General features: G+C 66.6%; 18 protein-coding genes. 14 read left to right on the top strand and 4 right to left on the bottom strand.

The window, feature by feature from the left end; translation table 11 throughout:
- The 8 genes from AC1DYX_RS16100 to AC1DYX_RS16065 form a co-directional block, all read left to right on the top strand.
- Positions 1–188: enoyl-CoA hydratase-related protein (locus AC1DYX_RS16100; protein WP_477260521.1), on the top strand; the 188-nt coding region annotated here is incomplete at its 5' end.
- A gap of 1 nt (position 189) precedes the next feature.
- Positions 190–1,737, top strand: a complete 1,548-nt coding sequence (gene paaH, locus AC1DYX_RS16095; protein WP_477260519.1) for a 3-hydroxyacyl-CoA dehydrogenase PaaH — start codon at positions 190–192, stop codon at positions 1,735–1,737.
- Positions 1,727–2,164 carry a hydroxyphenylacetyl-CoA thioesterase PaaI gene (gene paaI, locus AC1DYX_RS16090; protein ID WP_477260516.1) on the top strand — a complete coding sequence of 146 codons (438 nt, stop codon included), beginning with the start codon at positions 1,727–1,729 and terminating at the stop codon, positions 2,162–2,164. Before paaH ends, paaI begins: the two co-directional genes overlap by 11 nt.
- A gap of 22 nt (positions 2,165–2,186) precedes the next feature.
- The gene (gene paaK / locus AC1DYX_RS16085) at positions 2,187–3,494 is read left to right on the top strand and encodes a phenylacetate--CoA ligase PaaK (RefSeq protein WP_477260514.1); all 1,308 of its coding nucleotides are present in this window, start codon (positions 2,187–2,189) and stop codon (positions 3,492–3,494) included.
- A gap of 28 nt (positions 3,495–3,522) precedes the next feature.
- Entirely contained in the window at positions 3,523–4,728 is a 1,206-nt protein-coding gene (pcaF, locus tag AC1DYX_RS16080; protein ID WP_477260512.1) for a 3-oxoadipyl-CoA thiolase, read from the top strand.
- A gap of 14 nt (positions 4,729–4,742) precedes the next feature.
- Entirely contained in the window at positions 4,743–5,336 is a 594-nt protein-coding gene (gene paaY, locus AC1DYX_RS16075) for a phenylacetic acid degradation protein PaaY (RefSeq protein ID WP_477260510.1), read from the top strand.
- Between the two features lie 26 nt (positions 5,337–5,362).
- Entirely contained in the window at positions 5,363–7,411 is a 2,049-nt protein-coding gene (paaZ, locus tag AC1DYX_RS16070) for a phenylacetic acid degradation bifunctional protein PaaZ (RefSeq protein ID WP_477260508.1), read from the top strand.
- 180 nt (positions 7,412–7,591) lie between these two features.
- Entirely contained in the window at positions 7,592–8,185 is a 594-nt protein-coding gene (locus AC1DYX_RS16065; RefSeq protein WP_477260506.1) for a cupin domain-containing protein, read from the top strand.
- Positions 8,186–8,201: 16 nt separating this feature from the next.
- Here the strand turns inward: AC1DYX_RS16065 and AC1DYX_RS16060 are convergent, their stop codons facing one another.
- The 3 genes from AC1DYX_RS16060 to argH all read right to left on the bottom strand — a co-directional run bounded on the left by AC1DYX_RS16060 (position 8,202) and on the right by argH (position 10,678).
- A complete protein-coding gene (locus tag AC1DYX_RS16060) occupies positions 8,202–8,873 on the bottom strand; it encodes an HAD-IA family hydrolase (RefSeq protein ID WP_477260504.1) in 672 nt (223 codons plus the stop codon).
- Between the two features lie 31 nt (positions 8,874–8,904).
- Positions 8,905–9,144, bottom strand: coding sequence for a hypothetical protein (locus tag AC1DYX_RS16055; protein ID WP_477260502.1), 240 nt, complete (start codon positions 9,142–9,144; stop codon positions 8,905–8,907).
- A 139-nt stretch (positions 9,145–9,283) separates the two neighbouring features.
- On the bottom strand, positions 9,284–10,678 hold the full coding sequence (argH, locus tag AC1DYX_RS16050) for an argininosuccinate lyase (RefSeq protein ID WP_477260500.1): 1,395 nt from the start codon (positions 10,676–10,678) through the stop codon (positions 9,284–9,286).
- A 277-nt stretch (positions 10,679–10,955) separates the two neighbouring features.
- Between argH and AC1DYX_RS16045 the strand changes: the two genes are divergently transcribed.
- Entirely contained in the window at positions 10,956–11,399 is a 444-nt protein-coding gene (locus AC1DYX_RS16045; RefSeq protein WP_477260498.1) for a GNAT family N-acetyltransferase, read from the top strand.
- Between the two features lie 119 nt (positions 11,400–11,518).
- Positions 11,519–12,736, top strand: a complete 1,218-nt coding sequence (locus tag AC1DYX_RS16040; RefSeq protein ID WP_477260496.1) for a cyanophycinase — start codon at positions 11,519–11,521, stop codon at positions 12,734–12,736.
- On the opposite strand, the gene ftrA is transcribed toward AC1DYX_RS16040, so the two are convergent.
- Positions 12,705–13,676, bottom strand: coding sequence for a transcriptional regulator FtrA (gene ftrA / locus AC1DYX_RS16035; RefSeq protein ID WP_477260494.1), 972 nt, complete (start codon positions 13,674–13,676; stop codon positions 12,705–12,707). The genes AC1DYX_RS16040 and ftrA overlap by 32 nt on opposite strands.
- An 89-nt stretch (positions 13,677–13,765) precedes the next feature.
- Between ftrA and AC1DYX_RS16030 the strand changes: the two genes are divergently transcribed.
- The 4 genes from AC1DYX_RS16030 to AC1DYX_RS16015 all read left to right on the top strand — a co-directional run bounded on the left by AC1DYX_RS16030 (position 13,766) and on the right by AC1DYX_RS16015 (position 16,957).
- On the top strand, positions 13,766–14,170 hold the full coding sequence (locus AC1DYX_RS16030) for a rhodanese-like domain-containing protein (RefSeq protein WP_477260492.1): 405 nt from the start codon (positions 13,766–13,768) through the stop codon (positions 14,168–14,170).
- Between the two features lie 35 nt (positions 14,171–14,205).
- Positions 14,206–15,624: an IgA Peptidase M64 gene (locus tag AC1DYX_RS16025; protein ID WP_477260490.1), complete on the top strand. Its 1,419-nt coding sequence runs from the start codon at positions 14,206–14,208 to the stop codon at positions 15,622–15,624.
- 97 nt (positions 15,625–15,721) lie between these two features.
- A complete protein-coding gene (locus tag AC1DYX_RS16020; RefSeq protein ID WP_477260488.1) occupies positions 15,722–16,255 on the top strand; it encodes a hypothetical protein in 534 nt (177 codons plus the stop codon).
- Between the two features lie 150 nt (positions 16,256–16,405).
- Positions 16,406–16,957 carry a hypothetical protein gene (locus tag AC1DYX_RS16015; RefSeq protein ID WP_477260486.1) on the top strand — a complete coding sequence of 184 codons (552 nt, stop codon included), beginning with the start codon at positions 16,406–16,408 and terminating at the stop codon, positions 16,955–16,957.
- Positions 16,958–17,027: the final 70 nt, after the last annotated feature.

Here is a 17,027-nt window from a genome sequence, read left to right as displayed (position 1 = left end):
TCGCTGCCGCGCCGACGAAGGGCCTGGCGTTCACCAAGCKGGCGCTGCAGGAAAGCTGGGGCAACACGCTGGAACAGCAGTTGCAGCTTGAGGCGGACATGATGCGCGAACTCGGCTACAGCCACGATTACCGCGAAGGCGTCGCCGCGTTCATCGCCAAGCGCCCGCCGCAATTCAAGGGGGAGTGACATGGCTTCGGCACTGGATAAAAGCAGCGTCGTCGCCGTCATCGGCAGCGGCGCGATGGGCGCGGGCATCGCCCAGGTCGCGGCCATGGCGGGGCATACCGTGCGCCTGTACGACACGCGTCCGGACGCCGTCGGGCAGGCCATCGCCGGCATCGGCAAGGCCCTGGCACGGCTCGTCGAAAAGGGCCGCATGGGCGCGGCTCAGGCCACCCTGGCGCGCGAACGCCTGCGTCCGATGCGCGTGCTCGACGACGCGCGCGATGCCGCGCTGGTCGTCGAGGCCGTGGTCGAGGACCTCGAGGTCAAGCGCATCCTGTTCGGCGAACTGGAGGACATCGTCGGCCCCGACTGCATCCTCGCCACGAATACGTCGTCGATTTCCGTCACGGCGATCGGGGCGAAGCTCGACCGTCCGGAGCGCCTCGTCGGCATGCACTTCTTCAATCCCGTGCCGCTGATGGCGCTCGTGGAAGTGATCTCCAGCGTCGCCACCGACAAGGCCGTCGCCGACACGGTGTACGCGACGGCGGAAGCCTGGGGCAAGAACCCCGTGCATGCGCGCTCCACGCCCGGCTTCATCGTCAACCGCGTGGCGCGGCCGTATTACGCGGAAGGCCTGCGCCTGCTGCTGGAACGCGCCACCGATCCGGCCACGCTGGACGCCGTGATGCGCGACTGCGGAGGCTTTCGCATGGGGCCCTGCGAGCTGATGGACCTGATCGGCCACGACGTCAACTACGCCGTCACGCAATCCGTGTTCCAGGCGTATTACGGCGACCCGCGTTTCGCGCCGTCCGTCGTGCAGCAGGAACTGGTGAATGCCGGCTTCCTGGGCCGCAAGACGGGCCGCGGCTTTTACCGCTACGGCGACGGCGTGACGCCTCCACCGGCGCAGGCCGAGGCGGCGCAGGCCTGCCCCGTGGACGTGCGCGTGATGCGCCCGCTCGAGGGTACGCACCCGCTGTTCGGGGCGATCGAGGCACGCCTGCGCGCAGCAGGCGTCGACGCGACGCCGGCGGTTGGCGCCGACGCGGCGTTCCACGCAGGCGCCGCCGCGATCTTCCTGACGGATGGCCGCAGCGCCACGCAGCGCGCGTTCGATGACGGCCGTCCGGACACGATCGTGTTCGACCTGCTGCTCGACCCCGCCCGCGCGCCGCGCATCGCGCTGGCTCGTGCGGATCAGTGCGGCGACGCTGCATGGCAGGCCGCTGTCGGCCTGTTCCAGCGCGCCGGCTTCACGGTGACGCGCCTCGACGACGTGCCCGGCATGGCCGTGATGCGCACCGTCGCGATGCTGGCCAACGAAGCGCTCGACGCCGTCAACCACGGCGTGTGCAGCGCGCAAGCCGTCGACATCGCGATGCAGAAGGGCGTGAACTATCCGCGCGGCCCGCTGGCGTGGGCCGATGACATCGGCCTGCGGCAGGTGCTGGCCGTGCTGGACAATCTCGGCGCCGCGTATGGCGAAGACCGCTACCGCGTGTCGCCGCTGCTGCGCCGCAGGCTCGCGGCCGATCCGGAAGGGGCCCGCATCCATGCACAGTGATCCGCAACGGCTGGCCGAGCTGGCCGGCAAGACGATGTTCGAACGCGACCCGGCCAGCCAGGCRCTGGGCATGTCGCTGGATGCGATCCGGCCCGGCTACGCGCGCATGCGCATGCGGGTGCGTGAGGACATGCTGAATGGCCACGGCACCTGCCACGGCGGCTATATCTTCATGCTGGCCGACAGCGCGTTCGCGTTCGCCTGCAATTCGCATAACTTCAATACCGTGGGCGCCGACTGCTCGATCGACTACCTGGCGCCGGGCCGCGCCGGCGACGTGCTCGTGGCGGAAGCGGTGGAGCAGGCGCTGTCGGGCAAGACGGGCGTCTACGACGTCGTCGTGACGGACCAGGACGGGCGCAAGGTCGCGCTGTTCCGCGGGAAGTCGCATCGCGTCGCCGGCCACGTCGTGCCGGTCGACGCCTGATATTCAAACGGAGGAGACCGACATGGTGCAACGTATTCCGCAGGCGGGCGAGCTGGAACCGATCGAGCGCGCCAGCCGCGATGAACTGCAGGCCCTGCAACTGGAACGGCTGAAGTGGAGCCTGAAGCACGCCTACGACAACGTGCCGCACTACCGCCGCGCCTTCGACGAAGCGGGCGTGCATCCGGACGATCTGAAAACGCTGGCCGACCTGGCGCAATTCCCGTTCACGGACAAGAAGACGCTGCGCGACAATTATCCGTTCGGGCTGTTCGCCGTGCCGCGCGAGCGGGTCGTGCGCGTGCACGCGTCGTCCGGCACGACGGGCAAGCCGACCGTCGTCGGCTACACGCAGCGCGACATCGACACGTGGGCGGGTGTCGTTGCCCGTTCGATCCGCGCGGCCGGCGGGCGGCCCGGCGACATGGTGCACATCGCCTACGGCTACGGCCTGTTCACGGGCGGCCTCGGGGCCCACTACGGCGCCGAACGCCTCGGTTGCACGGTCGTGCCGATGTCCGGCGGGCAGACGGAAAAGCAGGTGCAGCTGATCCAGGACTTCAAGCCCGCTATCATCATGGTGACACCGTCGTACATGCTGAACATCGTCGAGGAATTCCGGCGCCAGGGACTCGATCCGGCCGCGTCCTCGCTGAAGGTCGGCATCTTCGGCGCCGAACCGTGGACGGATGCGATGCGCCGCGAGATCGAGGAACGCGCCGGCATCGACGCCGTCGACATCTATGGTCTTTCCGAAGTGATGGGGCCGGGCGTGGCCAGCGAATGCATCGAGAGCAAGGACGGTCTCGTGATATGGGAAGATCATTTTTATCCCGAGATCATCGACCCGGACACGGGCGAGGTGCTGCCGGACGGCGCAGAGGGCGAACTGGTGTTCACGTCGCTGACGAAGGAAGCGCTGCCGATCATCCGCTACCGCACGCGCGATCTGACCAGTTTGCTGGCGCCCACGGCACGCTCGATGCGCCGCATGGGGCGCATCAGCGGGCGCTCGGACGACATGCTGATCATCCGCGGCGTGAACGTCTTTCCGAGCCAGGTCGAGGAACAGATCCTGCAGATGCCCGCATTGGCCCCGCACTACCAGCTCGTCGTCACGCGCGACGGCCACCTCGATGCGCTCGCCGTGCTGTGCGAGTTGCGCGAAGACGCGGCGGACAACGTCGATGCGCTGGCCCGCGAACTGCAGCACCGCATCAAGACCTACATCGGCGTGACGACCAGCGTGCAGCTGTTGCCGGCACAGGGTATCGAACGTTCGCTGACGGGCAAGGCGCGCCGCGTCGTCGACAAGCGGGCAAAAGGGTAAGCGATAAATTCAATAAGGAGACTCCAGCATGACTGATGCATTCATCGTCGACGCCATCCGCACCCCGTTCGGCCGCTTTGGCGGCGCCCTGGCCGGCGTGCGCGCCGACGACCTGGCCGCGCTGCCGATCGCCGCGCTCATAGCCCGCAATCCCGGGGTCGACTGGTCGCAGGTCGACGACGTGTTGTACGGCTGCGCCAACCAGGCCGGCGAGGACAACCGCAACGTGGCCCGCATGGCGGCGCTGCTGGCCGGCCTGCCGCCATCGGTGCCCGGCTCCACGATCAACCGCCTGTGCGGCTCCAGCCTGGATGCCGTCGGCAGCGCCGCGCGCGCCATCCGCGCGGGCGAGGCGAACCTGATCGTCGCCGGCGGCGTCGAGAGCATGACGCGCGCGCCGTTCGTGATGGGCAAGGCCGACAGCGCGTTCTCGCGTACCGCGAAGATCGAGGACACGACGATCGGCTGGCGCTTCGTCAACCCGAAGATGAAGGCGCAGTACGGCATCGACTCGATGCCGGAGACCGCCGAGAACGTGGCGCGCGAATTCGGCATCGCGCGCGGCGACCAGGATGCGTTCGCGCTGCGCAGCCAGCAGCGCTGGGCGGCGGCGCATGCGGCCGGCGTGTTCCGGGACGAGATCGTGCCGGTGACGATCCATGGCCGCAAGGGCGAGTCGCACGTGTTCGACACGGACGAGCATCCGCGTCCGGACACCACGCTGGAATCGCTGGCCAGACTGAAAGGCGTCGTGACGCCGGACGGCACGGTCACGGCGGGCAACGCGTCCGGCGTCAACGATGGCGCCTGCGCCGTGCTGGTGGCCTCCGGCACGGCCGTGGACAAGTTCGGCCTGACGCCCCGTGCGCGCATCGTCGGCATGACGACGGTGGGCCTGGCCCCGCGCATCATGGGTTTCGGCCCCGCGCCCGCGACGAAGAAGCTGCTGGCGATGACCGGTTTGACGATCGGCCAGATGGACGTGATCGAATTGAACGAAGCGTTCGCGGCGCAGGGCCTGGCCGTGCTGCGCGACCTGGGCTTGCCGGACGCCGCCGCCCACGTCAACCCGAACGGCGGCGCGATCGCCATCGGCCACCCGCTGGGCGCATCCGGCGCACGCCTCGTCACGGCGGCCGTCAACCAGCTGCGCCGCACGGGCGGGCGCTATGCGCTGTGCACGATGTGCATAGGCGTCGGTCTGGGCATCGCCCTGATCGTGGAACGGGTCTAGGAAGAGAGAACGTCATGGTCAAGGTCTACGAAATCGATGGCCTGCGGCCCGTCGTGCACCCGACGGCGTACGTGCACCCGACCGCAGTACTGATCGGCGACGTGATCGTCGGCCCGCGCTGCTACGTCGGCCCGCTGGCGTCGCTGCGCGGCGACTTCGGCCGCCTGGTCCTGGAAGAGGGCGCCAACGTGCAGGATACGTGCGTGATGCACGGCTTCCCGGACGACGACACGGTCGTCGAGGTGGATGGCCATATCGGCCACGGGGCCGTGCTGCACGGTTGCCGCGTGGAGCGTAACGCGATGGTCGGCATGAACGCCGTCGTGATGGACAAGGCCGTTGTCGGCGCGGAATCCATCGTCGGCGCGGCGGCCTTCGTCAAGGCGGGAATGGTCATCCCGCMGCGCAGCCTCGTGCTGGGCGCGCCCGCGAAGATCGTGCGCGCCGTGTCGGATGAAGAAATCGCATGGAAGAGCTATGGCACGCGGCAGTACCACGACCTGAACGTGAGGTCGATGCGCACGATGCGCGAAGTCGAGGCGTACACGGAAGTGGAACCGGACCGGCAGCGCATCGTGTTCGACGAGCCGCACAAGCCGAAACGATAAGTCGAAACGATAAACGGAGGAGACGAATGCACACCCCTATCCTGCAAAGCCTGATCGCCGGCCGCTGGCTCGGCACGGAAGCCCACCAGCCGCTGCACAGCGCGCTGGACAACCGCGTGGTCTATCACACGCACGCCGACAAAATCGACTTCGGCGAAGCCGTGACTTATGCCCGCAAGACGGGCGTACAGGCGCTGATGCAGATGGACTTCCAGAAGCGCGCGCAGCGCCTGAAGGCCCTCGCGGCGTACCTGATGGAACGCAAGGAAGAGTTGTACGAGATCTCGCACCTGACGGGCGCCACGCGGCCCGACAGCTGGGTCGACGTCGAGGGCGGCATCGGCACCCTGTTCGCCTATGCGAGCATCGGCGGGCGCGAGCTGCCATCGTCGAACGTGCTGCACGAAGGCCCGGCGCTGGCCCTCGGCAAGCGCGGCGGCTTCGCCGGCACGCACATCCTCGTGCCGCGCGGCGGCGTCGCGGTGCACATCAATGCCTTCAATTTCCCGATCTGGGGGCTGCTGGAGAAATTCGCGCCCAGCTTCCTCGCCGCCATGCCCTGCATCGCCAAGCCGGCCACCGCGACGAGCTACCTCACGCATGCACTGGTGAAGATGATGATGGAATCCGGGCTGCTGCCGGAAGGCTGCCTGCAACTCGTCATCGGGTCGACGGGCGATCTGCTCGACCGCCTGAACGGCTTCGATGCCGTCACGTTCACCGGGTCGGCCGACACGGCGGCGAAGCTGCGCGGCAATGCGAACCTGATCCGCGCATCCGTGCCGTTCACGGCGGAAGCGGACTCCCTGAACGCCGCCATCCTCGCGCCGGACGTCACGCCGGACGACGAGGAACTCGATTTATTCGTGAAGGAAGTGGCGCGCGAGATGACGGGCAAGGCCGGCCAGAAGTGCACGGCGATCCGTCGCGTGATCGTGCCCGAGCACCTCGTCGACGCCGTCGGCGACCGCCTGCGCGCGCGCCTGGCGAAGATCGTCGTCGGCAATCCGCAGGTCGAGGGCGTGCGCATGGGCGCACTGGCGTCGCAGGAGCAGCATCGCGACGTCAGCGAGCGTGTGGAGAGGCTCGCGCGCGGCAATGAGATCCTGTTCAGCGCCCGCGATGGCTTCAACCCCGTCGGCGAAGGCAGTGCCGCCGGCGCCTTTTTCGCGCCCACGCTGCTGCTGTGCCGCAACGGCATGAGTAACGACGCCGTGCACGACATCGAGGCGTTCGGCCCCGTCAGCACGATGATGACTTACCGCGACATCGACGAAGCGCTGGCACTGGCGGCGCGCGGCAGGGGCAGCCTCGTGACGACCCTCGTGACGAAAGACCCGGCCATCGCCGCGCATGCGGTACCTGTAGCGGCGGCGTCGCATGGCCGCGTGCACATCCTCGACCGCGTGGCGGCGGTGGACTCCACGGGCCATGGCTCGCCGCTGCCGATGCTCAAGCACGGCGGTCCGGGACGCGCCGGCGGCGGTGAGGAACTCGGCGGTATCCGCGCGGTCAAACATTTCCTGCAGCGGGCAGCGGTGCAGGGTTCGCCGACGATGCTGGCGGCCGTCACGGGCGAATACGTGCGCGGCGCGGCCGTCAAGGAATCGGAGGTCCACCCGTTCCGCAGATATTTCGAAGACCTGGAGATCGGCCACTCGCTGCTGACGCACCGCCGTACCGTCAGCGAGGCGGACATCGTCAACTTCGGCGGCGTCTCGGGCGATTACTTCTATATGCACTTCGACGAGATCGCGGCACGGGACACGCAGTTCGGCAAGCGCATCGCGCACGGCTATTTCGTGCTGTCGGCGGCGGCGGGCCTGTTCGTGTCGCCCGCGCCCGGCCCGGTGCTCGCGAACTATGGGCTGGACAACCTGCGCTTCGTGGCGCCGGTGGCAATCGGCGACACGATCCGCGCACGCCTCACGTGCAAGCGCAAGGTCGACCGCAACCGCACGGACGACCAGGGGCRCGGGCAGGGTGTGGTGGCGTGGGATGTGCAGGTAACGAATCAGAACGACGAACTTGTCGCAAGTTACGATATCCTGACGCTGGTGCAGAAGCGCGGCTGAGGAAGGGCCAACGCCGCGCGTGAATCTGAAAGGAATCTCGAAAAACCGTCGCGAGCGGCCGCGATGTTGCAGGAGAAGCGCAACTGTACGAAAGTACAGCCGGTCCGCCGTAGCGGAGCATCGCAGTGCGACAGCGCAACGCGCAGCAGGTTTTTCGACGTTCCATGAAAGGAGTGATCCATGTCGCGGCTAGACCTGAGCAGTATTCCCGTGCAGACCGGCACCGGGTATCCCGATCCCTTTGCCGAAGCCGTCAACGGCCGCAGCAAGCAGGCGCTGGGCGATGCCGGCGGGCTGACCCAGTTCGGCGTCAACCTCGTCGAACTGAAGCCGGGCGCCGCGTCGTCCCAGCGCCACTGGCACAGCCATGAAGACGAATTCGTGACGGTCGTCTCGGGCGAGCTGACGCTCGTCACGGACGAAGGCGAAACCCTGATGCGCGCGGGCGATTGCGCGGCCTTCCCGGCCGGTCGGCCGAACGGCCACCACCTGATCAACCGGGGCTGGGGCAATGCGTTGTTCCTGTGCGTCGGTTCCCGCATTGCCGAGGACCGGGCCCTGTACCCGGACATCGACCTCGTGCACGACAGCAAGACCGACAGCTATTCTCACCGCGACGGCACGCCGTATCCGAAGCGCGACACGCGTACGTCGGCCATGCCTGGCCAGGGCGCCGGTGCGCGCGTCGAAATGGATGAAAAGACCCTGGAGCCGCGCGTGTTCCTGGCCGACCACGGGGAGCAGGCCGGCGTCAATCCGGACGAATCCCGCTAGCGGACCGTGGCCGCCGTCAGGCCCGGCGCTGCACGCGCAGCAGGCCGTCCGTCGTCGTCACGGCGCGCAGGTCTGCGTAGTCGAGCACCGCAGCGACGTCGGTGTCGAGCGGATGCGAGTGGGTGACCGTGACGACGATGCTCGCCATGCCGGCGGCAGCGGCCGAACGCAGGCCGGCCAGCGTGTCCTCGAACACGAGGCAGTCTTCCGGCTTCACGCCCAGCTTGCGCGCGCCCAGCAGGAAGGGATCGGGCGCGGGTTTGCCGCGTTCGACGTCCTCGGCGGCCACCAGCACGGCCGGCAGCGGCAGGCCGGCCGCCGCGATGCGCGCTTCGGCCAGCGCCCGCGGCGCGGACGTGACGATGGCCCAGCGCTCCGCCGGCAGGCTGGCGATGAAGGCGGCGGCACCCTCGATGGCCTCGATGCCGGCCACGTCCTCGATTTCCGCCCGCGTGATGAACGCGGCTTCCGCCACCGGGTCGACGCCGGGCAGTTCCAGCGCGCGGATGGTTTCCTCGGTGCGCTTGCCGTGGATGGTGGGCAGGAACGCGGCGACGTCGAGCCCGTGACCGGCGGCCCAGTCGCCCCAGACGCGTTCGGCCGCCTTGATCGAGGTGAGGATGGTGCCGTCCATGTCGAACAGGAAGGCGGCGAAGTCGCGTTGGGGCAGGGTGGGTGTTGCGGTCATGAATCTTTTCTGGATGGATGGTAAAGGCGGTTCAGAGCCGGCGCGAGTTGATCTTGCGGGCGTAGCGGTCGTGCGCGTGCTGGCTGATGAAGGTCGACAGTCCGCGTCCGGCTTTTGCAAGCGCCTGCATCTTTGCGATATTGGCCGCGCCGGCGCTGTCTTCCGTGTAAAGGTAGCGTTCGCCGTTCCTGAACTGGACGGTGATCTGGCCGGCGTCGATGTCGTAGGCGACGACGCCGGATTCGCGACTCTGGTTGCCGTAGCGTTGCATGGGCGTCCTCCGACCGAACTGGTGTCCGGTCAGATTCTAGCCACATGACATGGAACGTGGAGCACGTAGGGTGGGCACCCCGTGCCCACGCGAACGCCGGCGAACCGCAAATATCCGCGTGGGCGGAGGGCCGCCCACCCTACGCCAATTGGCCGCGCACACGCGCCACGGCCGCGCGCACCTGGTTCGGCGCCGTGCCGCCCACGTGGTCGCGCGCCGCTACCGAGCCTTCCAGGGTCAGCACGGCGAACACGTCCTGCTCGATCAGCGGCGAGAACTCGCGCAGGCGCTCCAGCGACATTTCCGACAGGTCGCATTTCGCATCGTCGCAAGCGCGCACGGCATGCGCCACGGCTTCGTGGGCGTCGCGGAACGGCAGGCCTTTCTTGACGAGGTAGTCGGCCAGGTCCGTCGCCGTCGCATAGCCCTGCAGGGCGGCGGCGCGCATGTTGTCCGGCTTCACCGTGATGCCGGCGGCCATGTCGGTGAAGATGCGCAGCGTGTCCAGCACCGTGTCGACGGTGTCGAACAGCGGTTCCTTGTCTTCCTGGTTGTCCTTGTTGTACGCGAGCGGCTGGCCTTTCATCAGGGTCAGCAGGCCCATCAGGTGGCCGTAGACGCGGCCGGTCTTGCCGCGCGCCAGTTCGGGCACGTCCGGGTTCTTTTTCTGCGGCATGATCGACGAGCCGGTGCAGAAGCGGTCGGCGATGTCGATGAAGCCGATGCGCGGGCTCATCCACGTCACCAGCTCTTCCGACATGCGCGAGATGTGCATCATCAAGACCGATGCGGCTGCCGTGAACTCGATGGCGAAATCGCGATCAGACACAGCGTCGAGCGAGTTGTGGCAGACGTCCTCGAAGCCGAGGGTCTTCGCCACGCGCAGGCGGTCGATGGGAAAGGTGGTGCCCGCCAGGGCGGCGGCACCCAGCGGCAGGCGGTTCACACGGCGGCGCGCATCCTGCATGCGTTCGGCGTCGCGGCCGAACATTTCCACATAGGCCAGCAGATGGTGGCCGAAGGTCACCGGCTGCGCTACCTGCAGGTGCGTAAAGCCCGGCATGATCGTGTCCGCGTTGCGTTCCGCCAGATCGGTCAGGGCGCCGCGCAGGCCTTTCAGCAGGGTGACGATGTCGTCGATGGCGGCGCGCAGGTACAGGCGGATGTCGGTCGCCACCTGGTCGTTACGGGAACGGCCCGTGTGCAGGCGCTTGCCGGCATCGCCGACGAGTTCGGTCAGGCGTTTTTCGATGTTCAGGTGCACGTCTTCCAGGTCGAGCAGCCACTCGAACTGGCCGGCTTCGATCTCGCCGCGGATCTGCGCCATGCCGCGCTCGATCTCGGCGCGGTCCTGGGCGCTGATGATGCCCTGGGCGGCCAGCATTTCGGCGTGGGCGAGCGAACCCTGGATGTCGAACAGGGCCAGGCGCTTGTCGAAGAAGACGGACGCGGTATAGCGCTTGACGAGGTCGGAGACGGGTTCGGAGAAGCGGGCCGACCAGGCTTCCGCTTTTTTGGCAAATTGATCAGTCATGATGGGAGGCGGTGACGGGATTTTCTTGAATTCCTGATTATAAACTGTGCAGGCATCCCCCCGGCGAATCGATCCCGCCGACTTTTCCGTACACTGTCTTGCGCAAATGTCCGGTCATGTCTCTGTTCTTGGCAATTTATAAACATAAGGAGGGGAGACGGACATGCAAGCTGACGCTCTGCTGAACCATATGCACGCACGATTGGCAAAATCGTCCATGCAGACCGGAAGGGGACTAGAATTGGTTTTTTTACCAGAGTGACGGTTTGGCGTGTCCATGATTCCAACCACCAACGATTCCGCTTTTCAGGTCAGCACGGACCGGACGCGGCTCGATATTCCGATGATCTACCGCTTCCTCAGCGAGCAGTCGACTTGGGCCGTGGGCATTTCCCGTACCGTGGTCGAGCGCTCGATCGAGAATTCGCTGTGCTTCGGCGGCTACATCGATGGCCGCCAGATCGCGTTCGCACGGGTCGTCACAGATTATGCGACGATGGCCCACCTGGCCGATGTCTTTGTCGTCCCCGAATACCGCGGGCGCGGCTATGCCAAGCAGCTCATCCGCATTGTCATGGAGCACCCGAGCCTGCAGCGGCTGCGACGGTTCACCCTCAACACGACCGATTCCCATAGCCTGTATGCCCGCTTCGGTTTCGCGCCGGCGCAACGGCCGGATACGCTGATGGAGCGCTTTTACCCGAACATATATCTTTCCTGACCGGACTCAACGCCGCGACAGTCCACTACAATCAGTCTTACGATCGGTCTGTCGGTTCCACCGGGCATCGAATAACCTTGCACGTTCGTATGCCCACAGTTGAAGCTGGGAAGGAAATTATGTGTCGTTCCGCGTTGCGTCTTTTGCTGGCCGTGCTGCTGCTGGCCGGCGCGCCCTGGTGTGTCGCCAACGATGCGGCGCAGCCCAAGGGTTCGCTGGTCATCATCGGCGGGAATTTGCGCCCCGGGAATGCCCCGGTGTGGGAGCGCATCATCAAGCTGGCGGGAGGCAGGGGCGCACGTATCGCCGTGTTCGCGTCGGCGTCCGGTACGCCGGAACGGTCCGGCAAGTTCCTCGTCGAACGCCTCAACAGCTATGGCGCCAAGGCCTTTTTCGTGCCTGTCGCCGTCAAGCTGTCCGGCAGCAACTACCAGGCGGCGGCCGATGACCGGGGGCTGGCCGAGGCCGTGCGCAACGCGAACGGCGCGTTCTTCGCCGGTGGCGACCAGAGCCGCATCACGCGCGCCCTGCGTCACGAGGACGGCACCAATACCCGCGTGCTCGATGCGTTATGGGATATGTACCGGCGCGGCGGTGTGATCGCCGGCTCCAGTGCCGGCGCGGCCATCATGAGCAGTACCATGTTCGGCCGGCCCAAGCCTGTGCTGGCCACGCTCAAGCTGGGCGTGGCGGAGGGAGACGAGATCACGGAGGGGCTCGGCTTCGTCGGCGACGACGTGTTCATCGACCAGCACCTGCTCGTGCGCGGCCGCTTCGCGCGCATGCTCCCTGCCATGCTCAAGAAGGGCTACAAGCTGGGCCTGGGCATCGACGAGGACACGGCGATGGTCGTGCTGCCGAACCGCGACGTCGAAGTGGTCGGCTACAAGGGCGCGCTGGTGCTCGACCTGTCGAACGCCACCGTGCACGAGGGCGCGTTCAACGTGACCAATGTGCGCGTCAGCTACCTCGACAACGGCGACCACTTCAACATCCTCACGCACGAATGCACGCCGTCCGACGACAAGGCCGACAACAAGCTCGACCCGTCGCGGCCGTACTACCGCGAGCCGCTGTTCACGGCCGACATCCTCGGCAACAGCACCGTCGTGGACCTGATGAGCAAGCTGATCGACAGCGATCAGCCAGAGGCCATCGGCATCACGCTCGGCAGCCCGAACGGCGTCCAGCCCGACCTGGGCTTCGAATTCCGCTTCACCCGCACGGACGACAGCGTCGGCTACCAGTCGTCCTCGATGGAGTCGTACTCGATCTACGACGTGCGACTGGACATCCGTCCCATCCTCATCCGCCGTCCGCTGTACCAGTACAAATAGCGTGCCTGCGGTAGCGCCCGGGCGGCGGCAGGCCGTGCGTCCGGAAATGCCGCCGCAGCGATTCCTCCGATCCGAGCCCGGCCAGGTCCGCGACGGCATCGATGGCAAGCCGGGGCCGGCTTTCCAGCAACTGCGCGGCCAGTGCGATGCGTTCGCGCACGAGCCACGCGAGCGGCGCCAGGCCCGTCCTTTCCTTGAACCTGCGCTGGAACGTGCGCGTCCCGAGGCGCGCCCCGGCCGCCATCGAGGCGATCGTGTGGCCGGCGCGGATGTTTTCGCGCACATGGTCCATGAGGCGGGCGATCGGATCCGCGCCTGCGTCCGGGACGGGGCGCGCGACAAGCTGCGCCTGGTCGCCGTCGCGGTGCGCGGGAATCACGAGGCGTTGCGCGACCTTGTTCGCGACTTCCGCGCCGAAGTCGCTGCGGACGAGGTGCAGCAGCATGTCGAGGCCGGCCGCGGAACCGGCCGACGTGACGATACGCCCGGCCTCCACGTACAGCGCGGACGGGTCGATGTCGATGCCGGGAAAGCGGGTGCGGAGGTCGTCCAGGTAGCGCCAGTGCGTCGTCGCCTGGCGGCCGTCGAGCAGGCCGGCCCAGGCGAGCACGAACGCGCCCGAGCAGATCGAGCAGATGCGCGCGCCGCGTGCGTGGGCGGCGCGCAGGGCGTCGACGAGGGCCGGCGGCGGCGCTTCGTGCGGATCGCGCCAGCCGGGGATGACGATCGTATCGGCTTGGGATAGGGCGTCGAGACCGTGCGGCACGTGCACGGTCAGCCCGCCCATGGCGCGCAGGGGACCGGGCTCGACGGCGCATACGGCATGGCTGTACCAGCGCACGCCCAGTTCGGGGCGCTCCAGCGCGAACAACTCGATGGCACAGCCGAATTCGAAGGTGCACAGGCCGTCGTAGGCGACGATGGCAACGTGGTGGCTCATGGCACGATGTTACCAATTTCTGTCGTGCAAAGTACTGCCGCGGCGGCGGCCGTGTTGCGACACTGGCGTCTCACTGAAAGGAGAGACCCATGACTTCATCCGTAGCCGCCATCCCCGCCGCCTCCAGCGACCGCGCCATCGCCCATTTCGGCACGGCCTTCGAATTCGAGACGGATTGCTGGGACGTGCACGATGCCATCACCCGCGGCGTACAGGATTTCGTCCTGTTCGATGCACGCAGCCCCGACCTGTATGCGCGGGGCCATGTGCCGCAGGCGATCAGCATGCCGCACGGGAAAATCGTCGAGGCAAAATTGCGCGACTATCCGTTGGATACCTTGTTCGTCGTCTATTGCGCCGGACCGCATTGCAATGGCGGGCACCGCGCGGCGCACCGGCTGGCCAGGCTGGGGCGGCCCGTCAAGTTGATGATCGGCGGCATCACGGGCTGGGTCGACGAGGGCTTCGAACTGGTGACGGGCGACGCGGATTAAAATGCATGGGGTCAAACACATCATGAGGAACGCCGATGCGCCTGTCTCCGGTCCATGCCCTTGCCGCCGTCCTGGCGTTGTCGGCCAGCCTGGCCACCGCCGCGCAACCAGCCACCGTCCGCCTCGACTACATGCACAGCGGCAATGCGCTGACCGAACAGTACGCCATCGAACGGGTGCTGATCGAACCGCTGCCATGGCCGGGCGACATGGCCCGGCCGTTCGACGACACCAACCGCGGCAATAACCGCGTCGAAGTGGCCGATGCGAAGACGGGCGACCTGCTGTATTCGCGCGACTTTTCCACCGTGTTCGGCGAGTGGAAGACGACGGAGGAAGCGAACAAGGTCAGCCGCGGTTTTCACGAGTCCGTGCGTTTTCCGAAGCCGGACCGCCCCGTGCGCGTGCGCATCCTGAAGCGCGACGAGCGCAACCTGTTTTCCGTCGCGTGGAGCATCGACGTCGACACGGATGCACAGGACGTCGTGCGCGCGCAGGGGCCGGCGCCCGCGCAGCCGATTCCGATCCGGGTCAGCGGACCGTCGCCGAACAAGGTCGACCTGCTCGTGCTGGGCGACGGTTATACGCAGGCCGAGATGCCGAAGTTCGAAGCCGCCGTGCGCCGGCTGGCGCAGCACCTGTTCGAGGTGTCGCCGTTCAAGGAGCGGGCGGGCGATTTCAACGTGTGGGCGATGGCCGTGCCGACGCAGGAATCCGGCGTGTCGCGGCCGTCGACCGGTGTCCATCATGCGTCCGCGCTGGGCACACGCTACGACATCTTCGGCAGCGAGCGCTATGTGCTGACGCTCGACAATCGTGCGCTGCGCGATATCGCCCAGTACGCGCCCTATGAGTTCATCGAGATCCTCGTCAACAACGACACGTATGGCGGTGGCGGCATCTTCGGCCAGTTCAGCACGGCCGCGGCGAACAATGATTGGGCGAATTATTTGTTCGTGCACGAGTTCGGCCACCACTTCGCAGGCCTGGCGGACGAGTACTACACGTCGCCCGTGGCTTACCAGTCCAGCGGCACGCGTATGGAACCTTGGGAGCCGAACGTGACGGCGTTGCGCGACCCGGCCCGCCTGAAATGGAAGACATACGTGCATGTCGGCACGCCATTGCCGACGCCATGGCCCAAGGCCGAGTACGAGACGTATTCGCGTGCCTACCAGAAAAAGCGCGCAGCGTTGCGGGCGGCAAACCGGCCCGAATCGGAGATGAGTGCGCTGTTCCGGGAAGACCTGGCACACACGAAGGCCCTGTTTGCGCAGGCAAAGTATCGCAATGACATCGGCGCATTCGAGGGCGCGAATTACGAGGCGACCGGTTATTACCGTCCAGCCATGCAATGCATCATGTTCGACCGCAGCGAGCAGTTCTGTCCCGTGTGCCAGGAGGGTATCAGCGACATCATCGACTTGTACGCTGGCCGCCCCGCTCAAAAGTAGTGCCGACGCAACGCTTTACCTGGGTGCGTTGACGAACAGATGCACCCCGGGCGCCCTCCTATCCTCGTTTCGACCACCCACCGAAACAGGATTCATCATGAAAAAAATTCTCTCCACCCTCGCGTGCGCCCTGCTGGCGTCGTCGGCGTGGGCGCAGACCACGGCGAACACGGCGCCGATCGGCCAGGCCGTGTCCGGCCACAACACCACGGCCGCCGGCGTGTCCGGCACCGGCCTGCGCACGGATGGCACCGCGCAGACGAATTCGGCGCACGACGAGACGGGCAAGCAGGCGGCCGGCATCGGCAGCACGGGCAAGGTCGTCGGCCAGAGCACGGCCGTGATCAATGTGGCGCCGGGCAAGGTCGACAGCGTGAATGCGCAGGCGACCAATACGACGTCTCCGAACAACACCGATCCCGACGCCGCGGCGAGCGGCGGGCGCGGCAAGGCCGGCACGAAGGCCGAGAGCGAAGTCATGAATGCCAACGCGCGGGCCGCGAAAGAGCCGCCGGGGAGCCGCATGAAGACGGAAGCTGCGGTGAAGGCAAGCAAGAAAAAACATGCCGAGGCCAAGCGCAAGGGGGCACAGAAAACGGCCGAGCGTGCGCAGGGAACGAATGGCGGCTGAAAAATCTGGTCACGTTGGATGATGACCGGTATGTACTGCGTGCGCTGGCGAACAGAGCGAAAGTTGTCGGACGCCTATTCTGAGTCCTGTGTTAACAAAAACATATGGCGTAACACAGCGTCCCTCACCATATCATTCAGGAGAACTACGATGAATAAACTGCTCGCCACCCTGATCGCCGGCCTGTTCGCCACCTCGGTCTACGCCCAGACCACGACCGCACCGGCCACCCCGGTCGCCCCGGCCACCCCGGTCACGACGACCGACACCACGATGTCGACGGGCCAGAGCGGCACGGCCGGCACGGTGTCGACCGGCAACGCCGACGCGGACAAGAAGATCACCAAGGCGAACGAGAAGGAAGCCAAGGAGATCTCGAAGCAGGACGAGAAGATCGACAAGGCCACCGCCAAGGCCAACGAGAAGAAGGCCAAGGCCCAGAACAAGGCCGAGAAGAAAGTCGCCAAGGCCCACGAGAAGGTCGCCAAGGCTGACCCGGAAGACAAGGCCAAGGCGGCCGCCAAGGCCGAGGAAAAGACCGCCGAAGCCAATTACGACGCTCAGAAAACCATGATCAAGGCCGATGAAAAGGCCCAGAAGAAGATCGTGGACGCCAATGCCGACAAGGCCAAGGCCCACGCCAAGGCCAACGAGAAGCGCGCCGAGGCCACGGCCGAAGCGCACAAGGACGCCGCCAAGTAACCGGCGCGTCGCCGAAAAACAAATGGGCCCGCGCGGGCCCGTTTGTTTTTGGTGCCACATACATTTGGTG

It is taken from the genome of Massilia sp. P2_C2 (genome assembly GCF_056404615.1).
This window is presented reverse-complemented; position numbering and strand designations above follow the sequence as displayed.

Bases quoted from the DNA above. Each gene is read 5' to 3' on its own strand.
- AC1DYX_RS16015 (WP_477260486.1), top strand. From the start codon at position 16,406: ATGAATAAACTGCTCGCCACCCTGATCGCCGGCCTGTTCGCCACCTCG.
- argH (WP_477260500.1), bottom strand. From the start codon at position 10,678: ATGACTGATCAATTTGCCAAAAAAGCGGAAGCCTGGTCGGCCCGCTTC.
- AC1DYX_RS16065 (WP_477260506.1), top strand. From the start codon at position 7,592: ATGTCGCGGCTAGACCTGAGCAGTATTCCCGTGCAGACCGGCACCGGG.
- AC1DYX_RS16025 (WP_477260490.1), top strand. From the start codon at position 14,206: ATGCGCCTGTCTCCGGTCCATGCCCTTGCCGCCGTCCTGGCGTTGTCG.
- paaK (WP_477260514.1), top strand. From the start codon at position 2,187: ATGGTGCAACGTATTCCGCAGGCGGGCGAGCTGGAACCGATCGAGCGC.
- AC1DYX_RS16030 (WP_477260492.1), top strand. From the start codon at position 13,766: ATGACTTCATCCGTAGCCGCCATCCCCGCCGCCTCCAGCGACCGCGCC.
- AC1DYX_RS16055 (WP_477260502.1), bottom strand. From the start codon at position 9,144: ATGCAACGCTACGGCAACCAGAGTCGCGAATCCGGCGTCGTCGCCTAC.
- AC1DYX_RS16020 (WP_477260488.1), top strand. From the start codon at position 15,722: ATGAAAAAAATTCTCTCCACCCTCGCGTGCGCCCTGCTGGCGTCGTCG.
- pcaF (WP_477260512.1), top strand. From the start codon at position 3,523: ATGACTGATGCATTCATCGTCGACGCCATCCGCACCCCGTTCGGCCGC.
- paaH (WP_477260519.1), top strand. From the start codon at position 190: ATGGCTTCGGCACTGGATAAAAGCAGCGTCGTCGCCGTCATCGGCAGC.
- AC1DYX_RS16045 (WP_477260498.1), top strand. From the start codon at position 10,956: ATGATTCCAACCACCAACGATTCCGCTTTTCAGGTCAGCACGGACCGG.
- AC1DYX_RS16060 (WP_477260504.1), bottom strand. From the start codon at position 8,873: ATGACCGCAACACCCACCCTGCCCCAACGCGACTTCGCCGCCTTCCTG.
- ftrA (WP_477260494.1), bottom strand. From the start codon at position 13,676: ATGAGCCACCACGTTGCCATCGTCGCCTACGACGGCCTGTGCACCTTC.
- AC1DYX_RS16040 (WP_477260496.1), top strand. From the start codon at position 11,519: ATGTGTCGTTCCGCGTTGCGTCTTTTGCTGGCCGTGCTGCTGCTGGCC.